Here is a 22,697-nt window from a genome sequence, read left to right on the forward strand (position 1 = left end):
GACGGGTTCACGGCCACAGCTGTGCCTCCACCTCTTGGCAGGCCTGGTACGTGGGCAGCAGGCCCCGCTCCCGGGCCTCGGCGACGGTGGGTGCGCTCAGGTCCCGCTGCGACTGGGCGGCCTTCAGGTCCTCGGGGAGCGGCAGGCCGAGTTCGGGGTCGAACGGGGTGACGGCGCGCTCGTTCTCGGGGACGTAGCCCTCGGACATGACGTAGACGACCATCGAGTCGTCCGCCAGGGACAGGAAGGCGTGCCCTACGCCGACGGGGATGTACAGGGCGCGGCAGTCGTCACCGCCGATCTCGGTGGCCTCCCACTGGCCGAAGGTGGGCGAGCCCACGCGCAGGTCGATCAGGAAGTCCTTGACGCGGCCGTAGGGGCAGTAGACGTACTTGGCCCGGCCGGGCGGGGTGGCGGTGTAGTGGATGCCGCGCAGCACACCGCGGGCGGACAGGTTGTGGCTGATGTCCTTGACGGGAAACAGCGGCCGGCCGAGCGCCTCGGCGAACGCCGGCTGCTGGTACGGGGAGGAGAACAGGCCGCGGTCGTCCTTGTAGACGGGGGGCGTGAACTCGAAGGCACCCTCGATGCCGAGCTTGTGCACCTGCACGGCGCTCACTCGCCTTCCTGGTTGACGGGCTTGACGCCGACGAAGAGGCCGTTGCCGGGGTACTCACCGGTGACGTACTCGACCGTGAACCCGGCCTCGGTGAACGCGGCCTCGTACTGGGCCCTGCTGTAGAGGGCCATGACATGGGTGTCGTCGAAGTGCCGGACGTCCTGCCCCGGCTTCCCGACCAGGTAGTGCACGTCCATGCGGCTGGCGTCGCCCGTGTCGTGCAGGACGGTGTGGGAGACCCGGGCGACGGTCATGCCGCCGTGGGTGACGACGCTGGCGCCGACGTGGTCCGGCGTGAAGTTCTCCGGGAACCACCAGGGTTCGAGGACGGCGACGCCGCCCGGGGCGAGGTGATGGGCGAACGACCGCAAAGTGGCGGCCAGTTCGTCCTCGCCGGTGAGGTTGCCGATGGCCGCGAAGAGGCAGGCGACCGCGTCGAAGCGGCGCTGAAGCCGGAAGGTGCGCATGTCGGCGCGCTCGACGGGGATGCCGGGATGGTTGCGGCGGGCGACCTCCAGCATGCCGTCGGCCAGGTCGATACCGCGCACGTCCCCGAACTCCGCGGCGAAGTGGGTGAGATGGCCGCCGGTGCCGCAGCCGACGTCCAGCAGTGAGGCGGCGGCCGGGAAGCGGGAGCGGATGTGCTTGGCGACGACGGCGGACTCGGCGCGGTAGTCCTTGCCGCGGCCGTTGTAGATCGCGTCGTAGATGTCGCCGGCGTCGTAGATGCCGAGGGACTCGGACGCCGTGCGGGTTGCCTCAGACACGGGCCAGTACCTCCCGCAGCGCGCCGATGACCTTGTCCTGGAGGCCCTCGGACAGGGACGGGTACATCGGCAGCGAGAAGATCTCGCCGGCCAGCTTCTCGGTGACCGGCAGGGAGCCCTCGGCCCAGCCCAGGTCCTCGTAGCCGGACATGGTGTGCACCGGCCACGGATAGCTGATGTTGAGGTGGATGTCGTAGGCCTTGAGCGCCTCGATGATCGCGTCGCGCTTCGGGTGGCGGACGACGTACACGTAGTAGACGTGCGTGTTGCCGGGGTTGGTGGCCGGCAGCAGCAGTCCGCCCGGCCCGGTGACGTCGGCGAGCTGCTCCTCGTAGCGGCGGGCGACGGCGTTACGGCCGGCAACATAGGCGTCGAGGCGGGTGAGCTTGCGGCGCAGGATCTCCGCCTGCACCTCGTCCAGGCGGGAGTTGTGGCCGGGCGAGCGCACCACGTAGTAGATCTTGTCCATGCCGTAGTAGCGCAGCTGCTTCATGGCCTGGTCGGTCGTCTCGTCGGCGGTGACGACCGCGCCGCCGTCGCCGTAGGCGCCGAGGACCTTGGTGGGGTAGAAGGAGAAGGCCGCCGCGTCGCCCATGGTGCCGGTGAGCCGGCCGTGGTGGCGGGCGCCGTGCGACTGGGCGCAGTCCTCCAGGATCTTCAGGCCGTGCTTCTCGGCGATGCGCTTCAGCGGCTCCATGTCGACGCTCTGGCCGTAGAGATGGACCGGCAGCAGCGCCTTGGTGCGGGGGGTGATGGCCGCCTCGACCTGCTCGGTGTCGATGAGGAAGTCCTCCTCGCGGACGTCCACGAACACCGGCGTGGCCCCGGCGCCGACGATGGCGACGATCGTCGGGGCGGCCGTGTTGGACACCGTGATGACCTCGTCGCCGGGGCCGACGCCCAGCGCCTGAAGGGCGAGCTTGAGCGCGTTGGTGCCGTTGTCGACGCCGGTGGCGTGCGGCAGCCCGTGGTAGGCGGCGAACTCGGCCTCGAAGCCCTTGACGCTCTCGCCGAGCACCAGCTGACCGGACCCGAACACCTTCTGTACGGCGTCCAGGATGTCGTCCTTCTCGACTGCGTACTCCGGCAGATAGTCCCAGACTCGGGTGGTCACGCGATCGCCTCCTGCTTGAAGTTGCTCGGGGTTCGGTCGGGGCCGAGGCCGGGCCCGGTCTCGCGGGCGGCGGCCGGGCCGTAGGCGGCTTCGATACGGCGGAGCAGATCGGCCGGGGTCAGCGCGTACTCCTGGGTGCCGACCGTCTCCAGCACGACGGTGGCCAGCGCGCAGCCCAGCCGGGCGGCCGGCTCGGGAGCCAGCTCGCGGGCGGTCCCGGCGAGGAAGCCCGCGCGGAACGCGTCGCCGACTCCGGTGGGGTCGACGGCCCGGTCGGTCGGTACGGCGTCGACGTGCAGCCGCTCCCGGCCGGTGCGGGCGATGTCGACGCCGTCGGCGCCGCGGGTGACGAGCCAGGCGCCGGTGCGCTGCAGCACCTCGTCCTCACTCCAGCCGGTGCGCTCCAGGAGAAGGGCGGCCTCGTACTCGTTGGTGAACAACAGCCGTGCCCCGTCGACGAGTTGGCGCACCTGCCCGGTGGTGAGCCGGGCCAGCTGCTGGGAGGGGTCGGCGGCGAACGGGACTCCCTGCTGCCGGCACTCGTCGGTGTGCCGGAGCATGGCCTCGGGGTCGTTCGGGCCGACGACCACCAGGTCGGGGCGTCCGGTGCGCTCGGCCACGTCGGTGAGGCTGATGCGGGAGGCCTCCGCCATGGCGCCGGCGTAGAACGTGGCGATCTGGTTGTGGTCGAGGTCGGTCGTGCACACGAAGCGAGCGGTGTGCAGGGTCTCGCTGACCAGTACGGCGTCCGTGGCGACCCCGTTGGCGCGCAGCCAGTCCGCGTACTCCGCGAAGTCCAGGCCGGCCGCGCCCACCAGCACCGGCGTGAGCCCGAGCCGGGCCAGGCCGAGGGCGATGTTGGCGGCCACTCCCCCGCGGCGCACCTCCAGGCTGTCCGCGAGGAAGGACAGGGAGACCCGGTCCAGCCGGTCCGCGACGAACTGCTCGGTGAACCGGCCGGGGAAGGACAGCAGATGGTCGGTGGCGATGGAGCCCGTGACGGCGATACGCATCAGGCCCCGGCCGCCTTCCGCAGCGCCTCGACGCGGTCCGTCCGCTCCCAGGTGAACTCGGGCAGCTCACGGCCGAAGTGACCGTAGGCGGCGGTCTTGGCGTAGATCGGGCGGAGCAGGTCGAGGTCCCGGATGATCGCGGCCGGGCGCAGGTCGAAGACCTCGGTGATGGCGGCCTGGATCCTGGCCACGCCGACCTTCTCGGTGCCGAAGGTCTCGACGAACAGGCCGACCGGCTCGGCCTTGCCGATCGCGTACGCCACCTGCACCTCGCAGCGCGATGCCAGTCCCGCCGCGACCACGTTCTTGGCGACCCAGCGCATCGCGTACGCCGCCGAACGGTCCACCTTGGACGGGTCCTTGCCGGAGAAGGCACCGCCGCCGTGGCGGGCCATGCCGCCGTACGTGTCGATGATGATCTTCCGGCCGGTCAGCCCCGCGTCACCCATCGGACCGCCGATCTCGAAGCGGCCGGTCGGGTTCACCAGCAGGCGGTAGCCGTCGGTCTCCAGCTTGATGCCCTCGTCGAGCAGGGCCTTCAGCTCCGGCTCGACCACGAACTCCCGGATGTCGGGGGCGAGAAGGGTGTCCAGGTCGATGTCGGACGCGTGCTGGGAGGAGACGACCACCGTGTCTAGGCGTACGGCGCGGTCGCCGTCGTACTCGATGGTGACCTGCGTCTTTCCGTCCGGGCGCAGGTAGGGGATGGTGCCGTTCCGGCGGACTTCCGACAGGCGCTTGGACAGGCGGTGCGCCAGGAAGATCGGCAGCGGCATCAGCGTGGGCGTCTCGTCCGTGGCGTAGCCGAACATCAGGCCCTGGTCGCCCGCACCGCCGGTGTCGACGCCCTGGGCGATGTCCGGGGACTGGGCGCCGATCGAGACGGACACGCCGCAGGAGGCGCCGTCGAAGCCCTTCTGCGAGGAGTCGTAGCCGATCTCCAGGACCTTGTCGCGGACCAGCTGGGCGATGGGCGCGTACGCCGTGGTCGTCACCTCGCCCGCGATGTGCACGAGCCCGGTGGTGATGAGGGTCTCGACGGCGACGCGGGAGGTCGGGTCCTCGCGCAGCAGCGCGTCGAGGACGGTGTCGCTGATCTGGTCGGCGATCTTGTCGGGATGGCCCTCGGTGACGGACTCCGAGGTGAACAGGCGTACAGCCATGGGGAATTTCCTTCGGTGGGCCTTTGGTGGGCCTTCGATGGGCCTTCGTTGAGTGGGAACGGCCGGGCCGGGGCGTCAGCCGGTGGCCTCCGCGGGGCCGAACCAGCGCTCCAGCGCGGCCGTCGCCCGCTCGTCGTCGGCGGAGGTCCAGGCGACGTAGCCGTCGGGCCGGACGAGGACGGCGGCGGCGCCGGTGAACGGGTCGGTGCGCTTCTCGGCGGCGTCGAGGGTCGCGGTCACCGTGACCACGCGGTCCTTCCAGCCCTCGGCGGCGCCGCGGACCTCGGCGTCGTCGGCGAGGTCGAGCAGCACGCCCTGCGCCTGGTGCAGCAGTTCGGCCGTGGTCGTCGTCGCGCCGGCGGTGGTGCGCAGCGTGCGGGGCGGCAGCCGGCGGCCCAGCAGGGGGTGGCTGCCGGTGCCGAGGTCGTAGCGGAGGTCGAGGTGGCTGACCGAGCCCGCGAGATGGCGTTTGACGTCGTCGTACGCCATGAGTTCGGTGAGCAGTTCGCGCAGCGGGTCGGCCTCCTCGCCGCCGAGGAAGACCATGCCCTGGGCGCGGGTGTTGCTCAGCAGGCGCTCGCCGACCGGGTGGCGTTCGGCGTGGTAGGTGTCGAGCAGGCCCTCGGGTGCGCGGCCGATCACCTCGGCGGCCAGCTTCCAGCCCAGGTTGACCGCGTCCTGCACGCCGGTGCTCAGGCCCTGTCCGCCGGCCGGGAGGTGGATGTGCGCGGCGTCGCCCGCGAGCAGCACCCGGCCGCGCCGGTACTCGGTGGCCTGGCGGGTGGCGTCGGTGAAGGAGCTGACCCACTCGGCGCCGCCGTGCGAGATGTCCTCGCCGGTGATGTTCTGCCAGGCGTCGGCGACCTCGGCGAAGGAGAGGGTCCGGTCGGTGCGGTCGCGGGGCGGGGTGCCGTGCGGGCAGACGATGATGCGGTCCACGCCCTCGGCGAGCGGGGCGGCCATCACCATGCCGTTCGGCAGCTTCTCACCGAGGAAACGGGGCTCGAGACCGCAGCCGACGACGTCGGCCAAGTACATCTCGCGGGTGGCCGGGGTCCCCGGGAAGTCGAACCCGGCGGCCTTTCGGACGACGCTGTGCCCGCCGTCGCAGCCGACCAGCCAGCCGGCGGTGAGCCGCTGCTCGCCCCGCGGGCCGGCGAGGGTGACCTCGACGTGGTCGCCGTGGTCGGTCAGGGCCGTGAGCGCCGAGCCGCGCCGGATGTCCGCGCCGAGCTCGCCGGCCCACTCCTCCAGGACGGCCTCGGTCTGCGACTGGGGTACGCCGCGGGCGCCGAAGTGGGCGTCCTCCAGCACGGTGTAGTCGAACTGCACGCCGCCGAAGTGGCCGAGCGGGCTGGTCTGCAGGCCGCCGAACCTCGGCAGCAGGCCGCGCTGGTCGAAGGCCTCCATGGCCCGGGCGGTGAAGCCGAGGCCGCGTGACTGCCCGGTGGGCTCGTCGAGCAGCTCCGCCACGACGACCCGCGCCCCGCCGAGGCGAAGCTCACCGGCCAGCATCAGCCCGGTGGGCCCGGCACCGACGATGATCACGTCCGCGTCCACGAACGTCCCTCCTGTCTGGGGTGGTGTGAAGTGCCTGTGGGGTGACCGGCCGTCAGGCGGCGGCCGACGGGCGCGCGGCGTCCCGGACGGGCCGCCACCACTGCGGGTTGTCCCGGTACCAGGCGACCGTCGCGGCCAGCCCGTCCTCGAAGGAGGTCCGGGGCGCCCAGCCGAGCTCCTCGCGGATCTTGCGGTCGTCGAGGGAGTACCGCAGGTCGTGTCCCTTGCGGTCGGTGACGTGCCGGATCATCGAGCGGCCGGCCCCGCAGAGCGTGAGGATCCGCTCGGTCAGCGCCAGGTTGGTCAGCTCGTTGCCGCTGCCCACGTTGTAGATCTCGCCGGCCCCGCCGCGCAGCAGCACCAGGTGGATCGCGCGGCAGTGGTCGTCGACGTGCAGCCACTCGCGCCGGTTCTGCCCGTCGCCGTAGACCGGGACCTCGATGCCCTGCAGGAGGTTGGTGACGAACAGCGGGATCAGCTTCTCGGGGTGCTGGTAGGGCCCGTAGTTGTTGGAGCAGCGGGTCACCGACACGTCGAGGCCGTGGGTGCGCCAGTAGGAGCGGGCGACGAGGTCGGAGCTCGCCTTGGACGCCGCGTACGGGGAGTTGGGCAGCAGCGGCCACTCCTCCGTCCAGGAGCCCTCGTCGATCGAGCCGTACACCTCGTCGGTGGAGACGTGCACGACGCGCTCCACCCCGGTCTCCAGCGCGGCGTCCAGCACGGTCTGGGTGCCGAGCGCGTTCGTCCGCACGAACTCGGCGGCCCCGGTGACGGACCGGTCGACGTGGGACTCGGCCGCGAAGTGCACGACGGCGTCGTGCCCCGGCAGCAGCTCCAGCAGCAGCTCCCGGTCGCAGATGTCGCCGTGGACGAACGTCAGCCGGGGGTCGTCGGCGGGCAGGTTGGCCCGGTTGCCCGCGTACGTCAGCTTGTCGAGGACGGTGACGGCGGTGCCGCGTCCCTCGTCGTAGGCGCCCGCGAGCAGCGAGCGCACATAGTGGGAGCCGATGAATCCGGCGCCCCCGGTCACCAGCATCCTCATGACGCCGCCCCCAGCCACTCGGGGAGCCGCCTCATGACATCGGCGGGCGTCGGCATGGCGCGCATCTCGGCGGCCACCTCCTCGCTCGCCCGGCGGTAGCGGGGCTCGCCGAGGAGTTCGCGCAGCGCGTCGGCGATGTCGGTGCCGGTCGCCTTGCGGCCCTCCAGCATCAGGCCGGCGCCGCGGGCCACCGGGACCTGCGCGTTGGCCCAGCCGTCGTCGTGCGCCATGGGGACGCCGAGCTGGGGCACCGCGGCGTCGAAGGCGGCGTACATGGTGCCCATGCCGCCGTGGTGCACGATCGCGTCGCAGGTGGCGAGGAGTGCCCGCAGCGGCATCCAGTCGACCGTGCGCACATGGCCGGGCAACGGCGAGGGCAGCGCGGTCAGTTCGGCGCCGCTGGTGGTGAGGACGACCTCGACGTCGAGTTCCTCGGTGCCCTTGAGGATGTCGCGCAGGTGGGCGCCGTCGCTGTAGAAGACGCGCAGGGAGCCGAGCGTGACGGCGATCCTGGGCCTGTCGCCGCGCCGCAGCGCCCAGTCCGGCAGTTCGGCGCCGCCGGTGTAGGGGGCGTAGCGCATCGGCAGGGTGTGGGCGGCGCCGCCCTGGTGCGGGGCGTCCTGGTGGATCGTCTCCAGGGAGGGCGGGCTCAGGTCGATCTCCACCTCGGCCTCGGCCGGGTCGGTCACGCCGAAGCGCTCGGCCACGGGGGCGAGGCGGTTCAGGGCGGGACGGAAGGTGGGCCGGCGGGTGCCGATGCCGTGCAGGACGGCGGGGATGCCGACGGCGCGGGCGGCGAGCAGTCCGGCCACGGCGGGCGGGCAGTAGACGACGGCGTCGGCCTTCCAGGTCCTCGCGATGTCGACGAGGCCGTCGGCCATGCCGCCCGCGACCTCGGCGAAGACCCCGGCGACATGCTCGATCACCTCACCCGGGGTGAGGTTCCAGCTCACGTCGGTCTCGGTGAACCGGCGGACCAGATCGTCGTACGGCCGTACGGACCGGCCGTCGTCGGTGGCGACGGTGTGCAGCCCGGCCGAGGCCGCCGTGGTCCGCGCGGAGCCGTTCGCGGCGACGAGCACGTCGTGCCCGGCGGCGAGGGCGGCGTGGGCCAGCGGGACCAGGGGCAGCATGTGCGAGGCCCCCGGGATGGTGGTGAACAGATAGCGCATGGCTGAGGCTTCTCCGGTCCGGGTCAGGGGGTGGTCAGCTCGCGGCGGAGCGCGAGTGCCAGACGCGGAAGGTGTTCGCCCAGCGCGACGTGGCCAGCGAACGGGCGCGCACCCGGCCCTTCTGGACCTCCAGCGGCCGCTGCTCGTCGGGCAGCGTGTGGAAGGCGTCGTAGGTCTCCTTGCTGTCCCACTGCGCGTAGTTGACGAGGGCGGTGCCGTCGAGGGCGCGGAAGTAGGTGTGGGAGCGGTAGCCGGGGACCGTCAGCAGCCAGTCGTCGGGCTTGGCGAGCGCGTCGACGAGGGCCTTCTGGTTCTCCGGCTCGCAGCGCAGTACGAAGATCACGGTGTAGTCGTCGCGCTCGGTGGAGATCTCGGCGGCGTCCCCGAGCGAGGTGTGCCGCTGGGCGAAGACGGCCTCGGTCTGGATCAGCTGCACGGTGGTGGCGAGCCGGTGGAACTCCGGCACGGTCTTCGTCCGGAACTTCTCCCCCTGGTACCGCGCCTTCAGGTCCTCGGCGCTGCGCCACTGAATGTAGTTGGCGGTGCCGGGGGTGTCCTGGCCTGCGTGCACGGTGGAGGAGATCCAGCCGGGATAGTCGGCGTTGTCGACGATGTTCCGCATGGCTTCGAGCACCAGGTCCTGCTTTTCCCGGTCCTCGGTGTCGAAGAGGTTGAACAGGGTCATGTAGCCGTCGTCGGGCGAGATGAAAGGCATGATTCTCCGCAGTTCTCCGCTGATCGAAATCTGATCGAAAGCTGATCGAAGGTAAAAGGTGGTGAACTCTCAGCCGGCCGCGGCGATTTCCATGACATAGCGGCCGTACGAGGATTTCGCGAGCAACGCGCCGAGCCGGTGGCAGGCCTCGCGGTCGATGAATCCCATGCGCCAGGCGATTTCCTCGATGCAGGCGATCCGGACGCCCTGGCGGTGTTCCAGGATCTGCACGTACTGACCGGCCTCGGTGAGGGCGTCGTGCGTGCCCGTGTCCAGCCAGGCGAAGCCGCGCCCGAGGGAGATCAGCCCGGCCTTGCCCCGCTCCAGATAGACCCGGTTGACGTCCGTGATCTCCAGCTCGCCCCGCGCGGAGGGGCGCAGGTTCTTGGCGATGTCGACCACGTCGTTGTCGTAGAAGTACAGGCCGGTGATGGCCAGGTTGGACTTCGGCCGGGCCGGCTTCTCCTCCAGCGAGACCAGGTTGCCGGCGCCGTCCACCTCGCCGACGCCGTACCGCTCGGGGTCGCGCACGGGGTAGCCGAACAGCACACAGCCGTCGACGTCGACGACCGCGTCCTGGAGGATGCCGCTGAAGCCGGGGCCGTGGAAGATGTTGTCGCCGAGGACGAGGGCGACGGAGTCGTCGCCGATGTGGTCGGCGCCGATGACGAACGCGTCGGCGAGGCCGCGGGGTTCGTCCTGCTCCGCGTAGGTGAGGTTCAGCCCGTAGTCCGAGCCGTCGCCCAGCAGCCGCTGAAAACCGCCCAGATCACGCGGTGCGGAAATGATCTGGATATCGGTGATGCCGGCGAGCATCAGCACCGACAGCGGGTAGTAAATCATTGGCTTGTCGTACACCGGGAGCAATTGCTTCGACATTCCCAGGGTGATCGGCTGAAGCCGTGTCCCGTGGCCTCCGGCCAGGATGATCCCTTTCACTGTCCCTGCCTCCAGGCATGATCTGCCGGTTCGCGCGGTCGGGGGAGCCGATGACCAGCTTTCTCGGACCGGCGGCCCGATTCAAGGGCCGCCAGGTCAGAGCGATGTCAATTTCTGTCAGAAATGCCGAACCAGTTCTTCAGCGCGTTTTCCGCATCGCCGTGTCCGTCGGTCCACGCGATGTATCCGTCCGGCCGTACCAGCACGGCACGGGCCGCGCCGAGGGGGCCGTCCGGCTCCGGGCGGGCGGTCACGGTGACGATCCGGTCGGCCCAGGGCCGCGCGGCGGTGCGCAGCCGCGCGTCACCGGCGAGGTCGAGCAACAGGCCGCGCCCGGAGGTTCGCAGCAGATCCGAGGTGTTCACCACACCGTCGGGGCCGCCGAGTCGGACATACGGCAGCCGGGCACCGAGCAGTGGGTCGGCACCGGCGCCGTACCGGATGTCGAGCCCGGAGATCATCCCGGCCAAGTGGGCCCGCACCTCGGGCCGTTCGCCGATGAGCTCGCCCAGCAGCGCCCGCACGGGCTCCACCTCGGGCCCGCCGAGCAGCAGCAACGCCTGCGCGCGGATGTTCGCGAGCACCCGCCGGCCGACCGCGTGCCGCTCGGCGTGATAGGTGTCCAGCAGTCCCGCCGGGGCCCGTCCCCGCACTTCGGCGGCGAGTTTCCAGCCGAGGTTGACGGCGTCCTGGAGGCCCAGGTTGAGCGCCTGCCCTCCGATGGGCATCTGCTGGTGGGCCGCGTCACCGGCGAACAGCACGGGCCCCCGGCGATAGTCGACGAGCTGCCGGTCGGCGTCCCCGAAGGAGTTCACCCACAGCGGGCTGCCGCCGCTGATGTCCTCCCCGGTGACCCGCTTCCACACCTGCGCGACCTCGGCGAACTCGGGCTCGGCGGACCGCGTTTCGGCAGCCGTGCCGAACTCGTGGACCATGACCCGGGTGACCCCGTCACCGCGCCGCGCGGCGATCGCGAGCCCCTTCTCCAGCCGCTGGAAACGCCGGTTGGGTACGTCGATCCCGGCCACGTCGGCCCGCAGCAGCTCCCGCCCCGCGTCCCGTCCTGGGAACTCGGCGCCGGTCAGCCGCCGCAGCGTGCTGTCCTCGCCGTCACACCCGACCACGAACCGCGCACGGACCCGCAGCGCCCGCCCGTCGGGCCCGGCGGCCACCGCTTCGACGCCGTCCTCGCCCACGCGCACGGCCCGCAGTTCATGCCCCCGCCGCACATCCGCACCGAGCCCGACCACCCAGTCCTGCAACAGCTCCTCGGTGCGGGTCTGCGGCACCTTCCACTGCCCCGGCCAGGGGCTCGGCAGCGTCAGGTCGAGCGGCACCCCGCCGAAGTGGCCGCGGGGCTCGTCCGGCGGGGTGCCCAGGGCGTCCAGCAGCCCGCGGCTGTCGAGGAGTTCCATGGTGCGCGCGTGCAGCGTGGAGGCGCGGGACTCGGTGGTCGGGGCGCCCCGCCGCTCCATTACGACCGTCCCGGCGCCGCCGAGCCGCAGCTCCCCGGCGAGCATCAGCCCGACGGGCCCCGCGCCCACGACGAGGACGTCGGTCTCCACTGAGGGCCTGCCCACGGTCAACGCCGGTTCTCGGCGTAGTCCTTGGCATACCCGAGGGTGGCGCGGCTGTTGGTGCTGAGCGCGTTCTGCACGTACGCGCGTGCGTCCGCGACCGTGGCGCCGGCACCGAGGATCTTCGCGATGTTGGCCGTGTTGAGGACCACGGTGTGCTGCGAGGAGGCGGCGACGCCGGAGTCGTTCTCGGCGAAGGTCCAGTAGCCGGTGTGCAGGGTCATCAGCGCGGGCAGGGTGACCTGCTTGTAGGCGATCCTGTGGTGCGGGAAGGTCACCCGGTACGACTTCGTGGTGTGCGTGGAGCCGTCCTTGGCGCGGGTGTCCATCTCCAGGGTCTGGAGCCCCGGGGTGTCCTCACTGAACCGGACGGACGCCACGTGCGGCAGCCGCTCCACCCACAGGCCGGCCTCGTTGACGAAGTCGTAGAGGTCCTTGGCGGAGCCCTCGACCTGCACGGTGTCCTCGAAGGAGAAGGTGATCTCCTCGGCGGCGTGGGCGAGTTCGACGTTGGTCTTCAGCGCGGCCAGCTCCGAGCGGGAGTTGCGGTCGACGGCCTCGTCGATCCACTTCAGGCCCTCGGGGTCGTCGTCGATGGCCCGGTAGTCGTGCAGCAGCCGGATCCGGGACGCGGCGGCGGACAGCGGCTCGATGATCCAGGCGCCGCCCATCGCGGCGACCGGCGGGGCGGAGACCTCCTGGCGGAAGGTGATCCGCAGACCGTCCGCATCCAGGGTGCGGCGGGAGGTCCAGTTCTTCGCCTCGCCGCCCGCGGTGGCCCAGATCCGTATCCGCTCCTCGCCCTCGCCGCGCTCCAGGTGGTCGACATAGATGGTGGGCGGGAAGATCCGCGGCCAGTTCTCCACCTCGGCGATGAGCCGGTAGACGGCGGGGGCGGGGGCGTCGACGGTGATCTCGTGCTCGACCTGACGTGTCGTCATGACGTGTTCTCCTCCGCGTGTCAGAAGTTGCCCAGCCCGCCGCAGACGTTCAGCGCCTGCGAGGTGATGGAAGCGGCGGTGTCGGAGGCGAGGTAGCCGACGAGGCCCGCGACCTCCTCGGGGGTGGAGTAGCGGCCGAGCGGGATCTTCGCCTGGAACTTCTCCAGGATCGCGTCCTCGGTGGTGTCGTAGGCGGCGGCGTACCCGGCGCGCACCCGCTGGGCCATCGGCGTCTCGACGTAGCCGGGGCAGACCGCGTTGACGGTGATGCCGGTCGGCGCGAGCTCGTTGCCGAGAGCCTTGGTGAAGCCGACGACGCCGTGCTTGGAGGCGGAGTAGGGGGCACCGAGGACGACGCCCTGCTTGCCGGCGGTGGAGGCGACGTTGATGATGCGCCCGCGCTCCTTGTCCCGCATCCCTCCGGTGTTGAGCACCTCACGAGTCAGCCGGAAGACGCTGTTGAGGTTGGTGTCGATGACGTCTTCCCACAGCTCGTCGACGATGTCGGCGGTGACGCCACCGCCGCTGCGGCCCGCGTTGTTGACCAGGACGTCGACGGTGCCGAAGGTGTCGACCGCCGCCTGCACGAAGGCCTTGACCGCGTCGGCGGACCGCACGTCCACGGCGGCACCGTCGACGTCCAGCCCCTCCTCGCGGAGCTCCTTGACGGTGGACGCCACGTTCTCGGGGGTGCGGGCACCGAGGAAGACCCGATGCCCCTGCTCGGCGAGAAGCCGGGCGACGGCGAGGCCGATGCCGCTGGTGGCTCCGGTGACGAGGGCTACGCGCTGGTGCTGCTGCGCCATGTTTTCTCTCCCGTGGGGGTGCGTTGACTGGTTCGGGGCGGGGCGGGTCTCGGGTCCCGCCCCGCGGGGGGCGCGCGTCAGGCCGCGGCGCCGACTCCGAGCAGGGCGTTGACGGCCGCGATCAGCGCGCGCGGCGTGTGGGCGTCGGTCAGCACGTCGTCGTCGAGCGTGATCCCGAACTCCCGCTCAACCCGCCCACCGGTCTCCAGCAACGCGAGCGACTCGTACCCGAGCTCTTCGAACCCGGTGTCGAGGATGTCGCCGTCGAGGTCAACACCTTCATCGGCACCGGCACCTTCGCGCAGGATCCGCTTGAGGTCGTCCAGGGTGAATTCCGTGGTGGCCACGTGGAGTTGGTCCTTTCGTGTGTGGTGTGACGTGTGTCTTCAAGCCCTTTTCAGCCCGTCCGGCGTTTGAGGACGAGGCCCGTTCAGGGCCGATAGGGGGGTCCGGGGGCAGAGCCCCCGGGGATGGGACGGGTAGGGGCGGCGGGGGCGAGAAAATCCCGCCTACTCCGGGGCCCGCACAACAACGGCCGAGTTGAACCCGCCCTGCCCCCGAGCCAGCACAACGGCCGTACGCACAGCGGCAGCCCGCGGCTGACCCACGACCAGATCAAGCCCGTACTCCGCCACCGGCTCACTGTTGACCGTCGGCGGAATCACCCCGTCCGCCATCGCAAGAAACGCCGCCGCAAGATCCAACGGCGCAGCCCCGGAGTACAACCGCCCGGTCATGGTCTTCGGCGCGGTGACAGGAACACCCCCCACCCCGAACACCGCGTTGATCGCCTCGGCCTCGGCCCGATCAAGCTCAGGCACGGCCGCCGCATCGGCGAAGACCACGTCGACCTCCCCGGCCTCCACCCCGGCATCCGCGAGAGCGACCTCCAGCGCCCGCCGCAGCCCTGGCTCACCCCCACCACCCGGCCGGGGATCGATGGTCGCGCCGTACCCGGCGATCTCCCCGTAGACCTTCGCGCCCCGCTCCCGCGCCGCCTCGGCGGACTCCAGGATGAGGATCGCCCCGCCCTCACCGGGCACATGCCCGCGCGCCTCGGCGTCGAAGGGCAGATACGCCCGCGTGGGCTCGTCACTCGTGCTCAGCCGGTCCCCGGCGAGCTGCGCCACCCACCCCCACGGACAGATGGACGCGTCCACCGCCCCGGACACGATCAGCGCGGTCCCCTTACGGATCTGCCGCCGCGCCTGCGCGACCGCGTCCAGCCCGCCGGCCTGGTCGCTGACGACGACCCCGCTCGGCCCCTTCATCCCGTTGCGGATGGAGATCTGGCCGCTGTTGACGGCGTAGAACCAGGCGAAGGACTGATACGCGCTGACGTGCTGGCTGCCCAGACTCCACAGCTTCTGCAGCTCGTTCTGCCCGAACTCGAACCCACCGGAGTGACTCGCGGTCACCACACCCATGTCGAACTCGGGCAGCTCCGCGGGAGTCACCCCCGCGTCGGCGAGCGCCCAGTCCGCGGCGACCAGCGCGAGCCGCGTCATCCGGTCGGTCTGCGGCAGCAGCCGGTTCGGCAGATGGTCCTCGGCGACGAAGCCCGGTATCTCTCCGGCGAGCCGCGCCGGGTACGAGGACGGATCGAACCGGGTGATCCGCCCGATGCCGCTCTTGCCCCCCTTGGTCGCGGCCCAGAAGTCCTTGAGGCCGAGCCCGTTCGGGGACACGACACCAAGACCGGTCACCACCACGGCCGTGCTCATGCCGCACTCCTCTCGGGCCGGGCGAGCACCATGGCGCTCTGGAAGCCGCCGAACCCGCTGCCGACCGAGAGCACCGCGTCGGTGATCTGGTCGCGGGCCGTCAGCGGCACGTAGTCGAGGTCGCACTCTGGATCGGCGGTGTGCAGATTGGCGGTCGGCGGCACCACGTTGTGCTCCATCGCCAGCGCGGAGGCCGCGATCTCGATCGAGCCGATCGCGCCCAGCGAGTGCCCGACCATCGACTTGATGGAGCTCACCGGAGTCCGGTAGGCGTGCTCGCCGAGGCTCCGCTTGAAGGCCGCGGTCTCGTGCCGGTCGTTCTGCTTCGTGCCCGAGCCGTGGGCGTTGACGTAGTCGATCTCCTCGGGGTTCATCCGCGCCTCGTCCAGCGCGACCCGGATCGCCTCGGCCATCTCCGCGCCGTCCGGCCGCAGTCCGGTCATGTGGTAGGCGTTGCTGCGCGTGGCGTACCCGGCGATCTCCGCGTAGATGTGCGCGCCGCGCCGGCGGGCGCTGCCCAGCTCCTCCAGGACGAACACCGCAGCGCCCTCGCCCAGGACGAAGCCGTTGCGGGTGCCGTCGAAGGGGCGGGAGGCGCGCTCCGGCTCGTCGTGCCGGGGCGTGGTCGCCTTGATCGCGTCGAAGCAGGCCATGGTGATGGGCGAGATCGGCGCGTCCGAGGACCCCGCGATCACGACGTCGGCCGACCCCTCCCGGATCAGCTCCAGCGCGTGGCCGACCGAGTCGATGCCCGAGGTGCAGCCGGTGGACACCACCGTGCTCGGCCCCTGGGCGCCGACCGCCCAGGCCACCTCGGTGGCGAAGGAGCTCGGCACCAGGTAGTTGTAGAGGTGCGGTACGGCGTACGCGTGATCGACGAGATCGAGTCGGCCGCCGTCACTGACGATCCGGTACTCCTCGTCGAGCCCCATCGTGGCGCCGACGGCACTGCCGATGGTGACCCCCACCCGGTACGGGTCGTACTCCTCCACCTCGATACCGCTGTCGGCGACCGCACCGCGCGCCGCGACCACCGCGAACTGCGCGGCGCGGTCCATCCGGCGGACCTCCTGCGGGCTCAGCCCGTGCTCCTCGGGATCGAAGTCGATCTCCGCGGCCACCCGGGACCGGAACGGGGAGGGATCGAAGAAGGTGATCCCACGGGTCGCGGTCCGTCCCTCGCTCAGCAGGCTCCAGAAGTTCTTGGTGCCGATGCCGCCGGGAGCGAGGACCTCCATCCCCGTGATGACGACTCGTCGCTCCGTCACGCGGACGCCTCCCACTGGTAGAAGCGGGTCGCCATGGCGTCGGCGGGCGAGCGCCAGGTCGCCGGGTCGTAGGCCTCGATGAACGGCTTGAGGTCGTCGCTGATCCGGATGAACCGCGGGTCGGCCTTCGCCTGCTCGATCAGTTCACCGCCGTTGTCCGAGTCGAAGTCCTGAAGATGGAAGTAAAGGCCGCGGTACGAGAACAATTGACGGCGCCGGGTACCCATGCGGTGCGGCATGTCGCCGGCGTCGAACTCCGCGAACAGTTTTCCCACGTCGATGCTGGAGTCGGGATCCATCCGAGCCACGATCAAAGTGCTGTGCATGCGTCTCTCTCCTCCACGACAGAGTTTCCCGGTAATTCCACGCGCGGTGACCGGATGAATTCACATCGCATGACTCTCGGCAGAGTTCCGAGAAGCGCGAGAAAGGGGATCTGACTCCAGGTTCTTCGTTTTTCCGGCTGCTTTCAAGGCAGTTCAGGTCAGACGAATGTCAAACCCCGTCAGAATCAGTCCTTGATTTCGCAGATGGCGGCGCCGGAGGTGAGGGAGGCGCCGACTTCGGCGGACAGGCCCTTGATGGTGCCGGACTTGTGGGCGTTCAGGGGCTGTTCCATCTTCATCGCTTCGAGGACGACGACGAGGTCGCCTTCCTTGACTTCCTGGCCTTCCTCGACGGCGACCTTGACGATGGTGCCCTGCATCGGGGAAGCGAGGGTGTCGCCGGAGGCGACGGGCCCGGACTTCTTCGCCGCACGACGCTTGGGCTTGGCGCCGGCGGCCAGGCCGGTACGGGCCAGGGTCATACCGAGGGAGGCCGGCAGGGAGACCTCCAGGCGCTTGCCGCCGACCTCGACGACGACCGTCTCACGGCCGGCCGCCTCCTCCGCCTCGGCGTCGGTGTCGGCCGGGGCCGTGAAGGCCTTGATCTCGTTGACGAACTCGGTCTCGATCCACCGGGTATGGACCGTGAACGGATCGGCGGACCCGGTCAGCTCGGGGGCGAACGCCGCATCGACGACGACCGCGCGGTGGAAGGGGATGGCGGTGGCCATGCCCTCAACCTGGAACTCCTCCAGCGCGCGGGCGGCCCGCTGCAGGGCCTGCTCACGGGTGGCGCCGGTCACGATCAGCTTGGCCAGCAGCGAGTCCCACGCCGGACCGATCACCGACCCGGACTCGACACCGGCGTCCAGACGGACACCCGGGCCGGAGGGCGCGGTGAAGGTGGTGACGGTGCCGGGGGCGGGCAGGAAGTTACGGCCCGGGTCCTCACCGTTGATACGGAACTCGAAGGAGTGCCCGCGCAGCGGCGGGTCGTCGTAGCCGAGTGCCTCGCCGTCGGCGATCCGGAACATCTCACGGACCAGGTCGATCCCGGCGACCTCCTCGGTGACCGGGTGCTCCACCTGCAGACGGGTGTTGACCTCCAGGAAGGAGATCGTGCCGTCCGCGCCGACCAGGAACTCCACCGTGCCGGCACCGACGTAGCCGGCCTCCTTCAGGATCGCCTTCGACGACGAGTACAGCTCCGCGACCTGCGCCTTCGACAGGAACGGCGCGGGGGCCTCCTCGACCAGCTTCTGGTGCCGGCGCTGCAGCGAACAGTCACGTGTCGAGACCACGACGACGTTGCCGTGGGAGTCGGCCAGGCACTGGGTCTCCACGTGCCGGGGCTTGTCGAGGTAACGCTCGACGAAGCACTCCCCCCGGCCGAACGCGGCGACCGCCTCACGCACCGCCGACTCATACAGCTCCGGAACCTCTTCCAGAGTCCGGGCCACCTTCAGACCACGGCCACCGCCACCGAACGCGGCCTTGATCGCGATCGGCAGACCATGCTCCTCGGCAAACGCCACCACCTCATCCGCACCGGACACCGGGTCGGGGGTGCCTGCGACGAGCGGGGCACCGGCGCGCTGGGCGATGTGCCGGGCACCGACCTTGTCCCCCAGATCACGGATCGCCTGCGGCGGCGGACCGATCCAGACCAGACCCGCATCCAGGACCGCCTGCGCGAAGTCGGCGTTCTCCGACAGGAACCCGTAACCCGGGTGGATCGCGTCCGCGCCGGACTCACGCGCCGCCTTCAGCACCTTGTCCATGTCCAGGTAACTGGTCGCCGGGGTATCGCTCGGGCTCGCCTCGGGATGTCCGCGCCGACCGCCCTTGCCGACCTGCTCTTCTGCTGGGGGTCCGGGGGTCGTCCCCCGGAATGACGCAGTACCGCCCAGGGCGAACGCCTCATCCGCGGCGCGGACATGCAGAGCGTCGCGGTCCGGGTCCGCGTAGACGGCCACGCTCGCGATCCCCGCGTCCCGACAGGCCCGGGCCACGCGGACAGCGATTTCGCCACGGTTGGCGATGAGCACCTTGCGCACGACGAGCTCTCCTCATTCGTCACCGGACGGTGCATCAAAGCCTCGCCTGCGCCCGACCAGCCCTACAAGGGCGTCCCTTTCAGGAACAGGTCAGATTCCGCAGGCCCTGTGCGGCTGTGTCCGAGCAACTTCAGAGGAACGTCGGGAAATCTCAGCGGAATGCCAAATTCCCGAGGTGGACGCATCAGAAAGGGGCACCCCCGCGTCCGGGGGTGCCCCTTTTTTCCCACCCTATGTTCAGGCGCTCTCCCCGCCGAATCGGAATCCGACGCCCCGTACGGTGACGATCCAGCCACTGCCGCCGAGCTTGTTGCGGAGGCTGCTGACGTGCGTGTCGACGGTCCGCCGGGACCAGGAGTCGCCCCAGATCTGATGGATCAGGCGCTTGCGGGGAATGACCGTGTCGGGGTTGGAGGCCAGCATGTACAGCAGGTCGAACTCCTTGCGGGTGACGTCGACCGGGCGTCCGTGCAGGGTGACCTCGCGGGAGCCCGCGTCGATGCGCAGCGGGCCGTGACTGACGACCCGTGCGGCGGGCTCCGGCGTACGGACCCGGCGCATGACCGCATCCATCCGGGCCATCAACTCCCGGAAGCCGTACGGCTTGACGAGGTAGTCATCGGCGCCGGCCTGGAGGCCGAGCACCCGGTCGAGTTCGGATCCGCGGGCGGTGACGGCGATCACCGGGACGTCACAGGTGGACCGGATGCCGCGGCAGACCTCCAGCCCGTCCAGATCGGGGAGTTCGAGGTCGATCAGTACGAGATCGGCGTCCGCGTACGACTGCAGCGCGGCGCCTCCCGAGGTCACGCTGTCCACTTCGTGCCCGTGCCTCTTCAGCGCGCGCACCAGGGCTTCCGCCTCAACCGCGTCGTTCTCCACGACCAGAACCCGCCATGCCGCCGCACCCACCTCCCCACGCCGGGGAGCCGGTATGTGAGGCTCCACCAGATTCATTGAACGCTGGCTCATTAGTCCCCCTAGCTAGTCCAGCTTGTCCGATTCGTTCACATTAGAACGCTCACTGGAAACCTACAAACCGATGCTCCGGTATGTCAATGATCCCTAGGTTCGTCGACGTCTCGCACAAATGCCGTTCAACGGGACGTCAAATCAGGTTCCGCGCCGCATACTTCAGCGAAACTACAGGGAAATGACGCCTTTTTACCGCGACTTCGCAGGCGGCAGGCACTTTCGCCGATGCCAGACAGAGACTGACAAACAGTCAAAACGGTTTGTTATGATCCACGCCCTTCCTCACCGGGACCTGAGCAGGAGGAGCACGGAAGTGAACATCTGGGAAATCGCGGTGTGGGCGAGAGGCCCACGATGACCAAGCAGGAACGAGCCGCCCGCACCCGCGACGCCCTGCTGCTCGCGGCAGCCCGGGAGTTCCGGTTGCACGGCTACGACAGGGCGAAGCTGTCCGTCATCAGCGCCGAGGCGGGGGTCAGTTCCGGCGCGCTGCACTTCCACTTCGAGAACAAGGCCGCCCTGGCCCAGGCCCTGCGCACCGAGGCCTCGCACTCCCTGCGCCGGGCCGCACGCCTCGTCCACAGCCGGCGCACCAGCGCGCTCCAGGCCCTGGTCGACGTCTCGCACGCCCTGGCCGATCTGCTCCGCCGCAGCATCGTCGTACGCGCGGGGTTCGTGCTCGGCTGTGAGACCGAGCACGGCACGGGACTCAATCTGCGTCAGGAGTGGCAGTGCTGTGTGCAGCAGCTCCTGGCCGAGGCCGACGACGAGCGCACGCTCGCCCAGGGCGTGCTCCAACAGCACATGGCGGGCGCGCTGGTGGCCTCGACCGTCGGGTACGAGGTACTGAGCAGGTCCAACCCGGAGTGGCTGTCCTGCTTCACCCTCACCGCGTTCTGGGAGCTGCTGCTGCCCACGCTGGCCGCTCCCCCGGCCCTCACGCACCTGGACCCGGCGGGGTCGGACGCCGCGCACCGGGCGTCGGCAGCGGCCCTGCGCACGGGCTGCGTCCCGGCTTCCGTCGGCCCGGCCGCTCCCTGAGACCCGGGGTAACGTCACAGATCGGTGCCCCCGCTCACATCGAGATACTGACCGGTGATCCAGCGGGAGTCCTCGGAGGCGAGGAACGCCACCACGTCCGCCACCTCGGAAGGGCTGCCGATCCGGTCGAAGACGGAGCGCGCGGCAAGGGCGGCCCGCGCCTCGGGCGTCGCTCTGCGCCGGGCGTTCATGTCCGTCTCGATGAACCCGGGCCCGACGGTGTTCACGGTGATGCCGCGACCGGCGAGTTCCTTCGCCAGACACAGGGTCATGGTGTCCAGCGCCCCCTTGGACATGGCGTACGCGACGGACTCGGGGAAGGCCCGCCGTGAGGCGAGCGAGGAGATGTTGACGACCCGCCCGCCGTCCCGCATCCGCGCGAGCGCGCCCTGCACCAGGAAGAAGGGCGCCTTGGCGTTCACGGCGATCATGCGGTCGAAGACCTCCGGATCCGCCTGCCCGATGCGCCCCGAACCGCTCACTCCCGCGTTGTTCACGAGGATGTCGAGCGGGCCCGCGGCATCGGCTTCCCCTTCCGTCTGCTCCCGCACCCCGGCGTCGAAGGCCGCGAAGACGGCGTCGGCGTCGCCGGGCACCCCGAGCTCCGCCCCGACCGGGAAGGCCCGGCCACCCCTCTCGCGTATGCGGGCCACGACGTCCAGCGCGGCGGCCTCACTGCGGCCGTAGTGGACGCCGACCAGCGCCCCGTCGCGGGCGAGCCGCTCGGCGATGCCTCTGCCGATGCCCCGGCCGGCTCCGGTGACCAGTGCGATCTTGTCCGTCAGTGCGCGTTTGGTATTCACGAAGACCCTGCGTGTCGAAGAAAGGAGAAATACAGAACGAGGATTCAAGAAAAATCGGATTCAAGAAACCGCGGGATCAACCGCGCGATCAAGGACCAGCGGCTGGAAGACCCGTCGGTCAGCCCTCCAGGAACTCCCGGTACCACGAGGCGTGTTCGGCCAGCAGCTCCGCGAACCCCGCGCCGGGATCGACGCCGACGCCGGTCCAGAAGCCGTCGTCGGCGAACCAGTGGTCCACGGCGAGCATGCCGAGGTGGTGCAGTGTGCGTGGCTGTCCGGCGAGCCGGGTCCGCGCCTCGTCGATGTCCAGGGCGGCGCCCGGCAGTGGCAGGCCGACCCGGTCGGCCACCGCGCCGAGCAGTTCCGAACTGTCCACCGGCTCCGGGTGGTTGACGTGATGCGCGCCCGCCAGGTCCCGCTCCGACAGCCCGGCGGCGACCACCGCGCGCCCCAACGCCCGTACGTCGACGACGGAGTGCCGGGCCGCGCACTCCTTCAGGCCCGCCGACAGCACTCCCAGCAGGGCGGCGAGCCCGGGCACCACCCAGCGGTCGCCGGCCCCGAGCACCAGGTGGGGGCGCAGCACGACCCCGCCGGCGTCCAGCACATGCAGCTCGGCGGCGGCACGCGAACGGCTGGTCGGCGAGGCGGGCGCCGGCGGCAGCTTCCCGGGCAGCACGCCGGTGAAGGGCCCCCGGCCGTACACCGCGGCCGTGCTCACGTAGACCACGCGGCCCACCCCGGCGCGCGATGCCTCCTCGACCAGGGCCCGGGTGCCGTGGTCGTTGACGGTCTCGGTGCTCCGTTCGTCCCCGCCGATGTGGGAGGCGCAGTGCAGGACGACGTCGACGCCGTCGCAGATCCCGCGCAGCGACTCCCGGTCGGCGAGGTCCCCCCGCACGACGTCCGCCGCCGGGGCGGCGCCGGCCGGCAGGCGCGCGGGGTCGCGCAGCAACAGCCGGACCCGGGACGGTGTGCCGCCGCCCGGCTCCCGCAGGGCGGCGACGACATGCCCGCCGATGAAGCCGCTTCCCCCGGTGACGAGGATGCGAGATGACAAGGTGGGTCCTCCCTC

At 70.7% G+C, this 22,697-nt stretch carries 22 protein-coding genes; 1 reads left to right on the forward strand and 21 read right to left on the reverse strand.

Features of this window, described 5'->3' with window-relative positions:
* Positions 1-7 precede the first annotated feature (7 nt).
* The 19 genes from OG254_RS17765 to OG254_RS17855 all read right to left on the reverse strand — a co-directional run bounded on the left by OG254_RS17765 (position 8) and on the right by OG254_RS17855 (position 19,760).
* The gene (locus tag OG254_RS17765) at positions 8-619 is read right to left on the reverse strand and encodes a dTDP-4-dehydrorhamnose 3,5-epimerase family protein (protein WP_405582876.1); all 612 of its coding nucleotides are present in this window, start codon (positions 617-619) and stop codon (positions 8-10) included.
* A complete protein-coding gene (locus OG254_RS17770; RefSeq protein WP_351191782.1) occupies positions 616-1,386 on the reverse strand; it encodes a class I SAM-dependent methyltransferase in 771 nt (256 codons plus the stop codon). Before OG254_RS17770 ends, OG254_RS17765 begins: the two co-directional genes overlap by 4 nt.
* Positions 1,379-2,500 carry a DegT/DnrJ/EryC1/StrS family aminotransferase gene (locus OG254_RS17775; RefSeq protein ID WP_405582879.1) on the reverse strand — a complete coding sequence of 374 codons (1,122 nt, stop codon included), beginning with the start codon at positions 2,498-2,500 and terminating at the stop codon, positions 1,379-1,381. The genes OG254_RS17770 and OG254_RS17775 overlap by 8 nt, the downstream gene beginning before the upstream one ends.
* Complete coding sequence (locus tag OG254_RS17780) at positions 2,497-3,513, reverse strand: carbohydrate kinase family protein (RefSeq protein WP_405582881.1); 1,017 nt, start codon at positions 3,511-3,513, stop codon at positions 2,497-2,499. Before OG254_RS17780 ends, OG254_RS17775 begins: the two co-directional genes overlap by 4 nt.
* Positions 3,513-4,676: a methionine adenosyltransferase gene (metK, locus tag OG254_RS17785; RefSeq protein ID WP_405582883.1), complete on the reverse strand. Its 1,164-nt coding sequence runs from the start codon at positions 4,674-4,676 to the stop codon at positions 3,513-3,515. Before metK ends, OG254_RS17780 begins: the two co-directional genes overlap by 1 nt.
* Positions 4,677-4,751: 75 nt before the next feature.
* Entirely contained in the window at positions 4,752-6,236 is a 1,485-nt protein-coding gene (locus OG254_RS17790) for an FAD-dependent monooxygenase (protein WP_405582885.1), read from the reverse strand.
* A gap of 52 nt (positions 6,237-6,288) precedes the next feature.
* Positions 6,289-7,278 carry a dTDP-glucose 4,6-dehydratase gene (gene rfbB, locus OG254_RS17795; RefSeq protein ID WP_405582887.1) on the reverse strand — a complete coding sequence of 330 codons (990 nt, stop codon included), beginning with the start codon at positions 7,276-7,278 and terminating at the stop codon, positions 6,289-6,291.
* Entirely contained in the window at positions 7,275-8,450 is a 1,176-nt protein-coding gene (locus OG254_RS17800) for a nucleotide disphospho-sugar-binding domain-containing protein (RefSeq protein WP_351191793.1), read from the reverse strand. The genes rfbB and OG254_RS17800 overlap by 4 nt, the downstream gene beginning before the upstream one ends.
* Before the next feature lie 34 nt (positions 8,451-8,484).
* Positions 8,485-9,165 (reverse strand): antibiotic biosynthesis monooxygenase family protein, encoded by a 681-nt coding sequence (locus OG254_RS17805; RefSeq protein WP_405582889.1) that lies wholly within the window; start codon positions 9,163-9,165, stop codon positions 8,485-8,487.
* Positions 9,166-9,234: 69 nt separating this feature from the next.
* A complete protein-coding gene (rfbA, locus tag OG254_RS17810; RefSeq protein WP_405582891.1) occupies positions 9,235-10,104 on the reverse strand; it encodes a glucose-1-phosphate thymidylyltransferase RfbA in 870 nt (289 codons plus the stop codon).
* 107 nt (positions 10,105-10,211) lie between these two features.
* A complete protein-coding gene (locus OG254_RS17815) occupies positions 10,212-11,669 on the reverse strand; it encodes an FAD-dependent monooxygenase (protein ID WP_405582893.1) in 1,458 nt (485 codons plus the stop codon).
* A 17-nt stretch (positions 11,670-11,686) separates the two neighbouring features.
* The gene (locus OG254_RS17820) at positions 11,687-12,622 is read right to left on the reverse strand and encodes an aromatase/cyclase (protein ID WP_405582895.1); all 936 of its coding nucleotides are present in this window, start codon (positions 12,620-12,622) and stop codon (positions 11,687-11,689) included.
* Between the two features lie 20 nt (positions 12,623-12,642).
* On the reverse strand, positions 12,643-13,428 hold the full coding sequence (fabG, locus tag OG254_RS17825; RefSeq protein ID WP_351191803.1) for a 3-oxoacyl-ACP reductase FabG: 786 nt from the start codon (positions 13,426-13,428) through the stop codon (positions 12,643-12,645).
* Between the two features lie 77 nt (positions 13,429-13,505).
* Positions 13,506-13,775 carry an acyl carrier protein gene (locus OG254_RS17830; RefSeq protein WP_351191805.1) on the reverse strand — a complete coding sequence of 90 codons (270 nt, stop codon included), beginning with the start codon at positions 13,773-13,775 and terminating at the stop codon, positions 13,506-13,508.
* A gap of 162 nt (positions 13,776-13,937) precedes the next feature.
* Positions 13,938-15,152, reverse strand: coding sequence for a ketosynthase chain-length factor (locus OG254_RS17835; protein WP_405582898.1), 1,215 nt, complete (start codon positions 15,150-15,152; stop codon positions 13,938-13,940).
* A complete protein-coding gene (locus tag OG254_RS17840) occupies positions 15,149-16,420 on the reverse strand; it encodes a beta-ketoacyl-[acyl-carrier-protein] synthase family protein (RefSeq protein ID WP_405582900.1) in 1,272 nt (423 codons plus the stop codon). The genes OG254_RS17835 and OG254_RS17840 overlap by 4 nt, the downstream gene beginning before the upstream one ends.
* On the reverse strand, positions 16,417-16,746 hold the full coding sequence (locus OG254_RS17845; protein ID WP_351199906.1) for a TcmI family type II polyketide cyclase: 330 nt from the start codon (positions 16,744-16,746) through the stop codon (positions 16,417-16,419). Before OG254_RS17845 ends, OG254_RS17840 begins: the two co-directional genes overlap by 4 nt.
* Positions 16,747-16,931: 185 nt before the next feature.
* The gene (locus tag OG254_RS17850; protein ID WP_405582902.1) at positions 16,932-18,803 is read right to left on the reverse strand and encodes an acetyl/propionyl/methylcrotonyl-CoA carboxylase subunit alpha; all 1,872 of its coding nucleotides are present in this window, start codon (positions 18,801-18,803) and stop codon (positions 16,932-16,934) included.
* A 237-nt stretch (positions 18,804-19,040) separates the two neighbouring features.
* Positions 19,041-19,760, reverse strand: coding sequence for a response regulator transcription factor (locus tag OG254_RS17855; protein ID WP_351199910.1), 720 nt, complete (start codon positions 19,758-19,760; stop codon positions 19,041-19,043).
* A gap of 372 nt (positions 19,761-20,132) precedes the next feature.
* Here OG254_RS17855 and OG254_RS17860 point away from each other — a divergent pair, with 372 nt between their 5' ends.
* Entirely contained in the window at positions 20,133-20,819 is a 687-nt protein-coding gene (locus OG254_RS17860) for a ScbR family autoregulator-binding transcription factor (RefSeq protein ID WP_405582904.1), read from the forward strand.
* Between the two features lie 14 nt (positions 20,820-20,833).
* Here OG254_RS17860 and OG254_RS17865 read toward each other — a convergent pair whose 3' ends face one another.
* Both OG254_RS17865 and OG254_RS17870 read right to left on the reverse strand, forming a co-directional pair.
* On the reverse strand, positions 20,834-21,622 hold the full coding sequence (locus tag OG254_RS17865) for an SDR family NAD(P)-dependent oxidoreductase (protein ID WP_405582906.1): 789 nt from the start codon (positions 21,620-21,622) through the stop codon (positions 20,834-20,836).
* 118 nt (positions 21,623-21,740) lie between these two features.
* Positions 21,741-22,682 carry an NAD-dependent epimerase/dehydratase family protein gene (locus OG254_RS17870; protein WP_405582908.1) on the reverse strand — a complete coding sequence of 314 codons (942 nt, stop codon included), beginning with the start codon at positions 22,680-22,682 and terminating at the stop codon, positions 21,741-21,743.
* Positions 22,683-22,697: the final 15 nt, after the last annotated feature.

The organism is Streptomyces sp. NBC_01092, from assembly GCF_045039535.1.
Lineage (GTDB): Bacteria > Actinomycetota > Actinomycetes > Streptomycetales > Streptomycetaceae > Streptomyces.

Excerpts from the sequence above, each read along its gene's own strand:
- OG254_RS17780 (WP_405582881.1), bottom strand. The coding sequence starts at position 3,513 with ATGCGTATCGCCGTCACGGGCTCCATCGCCACCGACCATCTGCTGTCC.
- metK (WP_405582883.1), bottom strand. The coding sequence starts at position 4,676 with ATGGCTGTACGCCTGTTCACCTCGGAGTCCGTCACCGAGGGCCATCCC.
- rfbB (WP_405582887.1), bottom strand. The coding sequence starts at position 7,278 with ATGAGGATGCTGGTGACCGGGGGCGCCGGATTCATCGGCTCCCACTAT.
- OG254_RS17800 (WP_351191793.1), bottom strand. The coding sequence starts at position 8,450 with ATGCGCTATCTGTTCACCACCATCCCGGGGGCCTCGCACATGCTGCCC.
- OG254_RS17805 (WP_405582889.1), bottom strand. The coding sequence starts at position 9,165 with ATGCCTTTCATCTCGCCCGACGACGGCTACATGACCCTGTTCAACCTC.
- OG254_RS17820 (WP_405582895.1), bottom strand. The coding sequence starts at position 12,622 with ATGACGACACGTCAGGTCGAGCACGAGATCACCGTCGACGCCCCCGCC.
- fabG (WP_351191803.1), bottom strand. The coding sequence starts at position 13,428 with ATGGCGCAGCAGCACCAGCGCGTAGCCCTCGTCACCGGAGCCACCAGC.
- OG254_RS17835 (WP_405582898.1), bottom strand. The coding sequence starts at position 15,152 with ATGAGCACGGCCGTGGTGGTGACCGGTCTTGGTGTCGTGTCCCCGAAC.
- OG254_RS17845 (WP_351199906.1), bottom strand. The coding sequence starts at position 16,746 with ATGCACAGCACTTTGATCGTGGCTCGGATGGATCCCGACTCCAGCATC.
- OG254_RS17855 (WP_351199910.1), bottom strand. The coding sequence starts at position 19,760 with ATGAATCTGGTGGAGCCTCACATACCGGCTCCCCGGCGTGGGGAGGTG.
- OG254_RS17860 (WP_405582904.1), top strand. The coding sequence starts at position 20,133 with ATGACCAAGCAGGAACGAGCCGCCCGCACCCGCGACGCCCTGCTGCTC.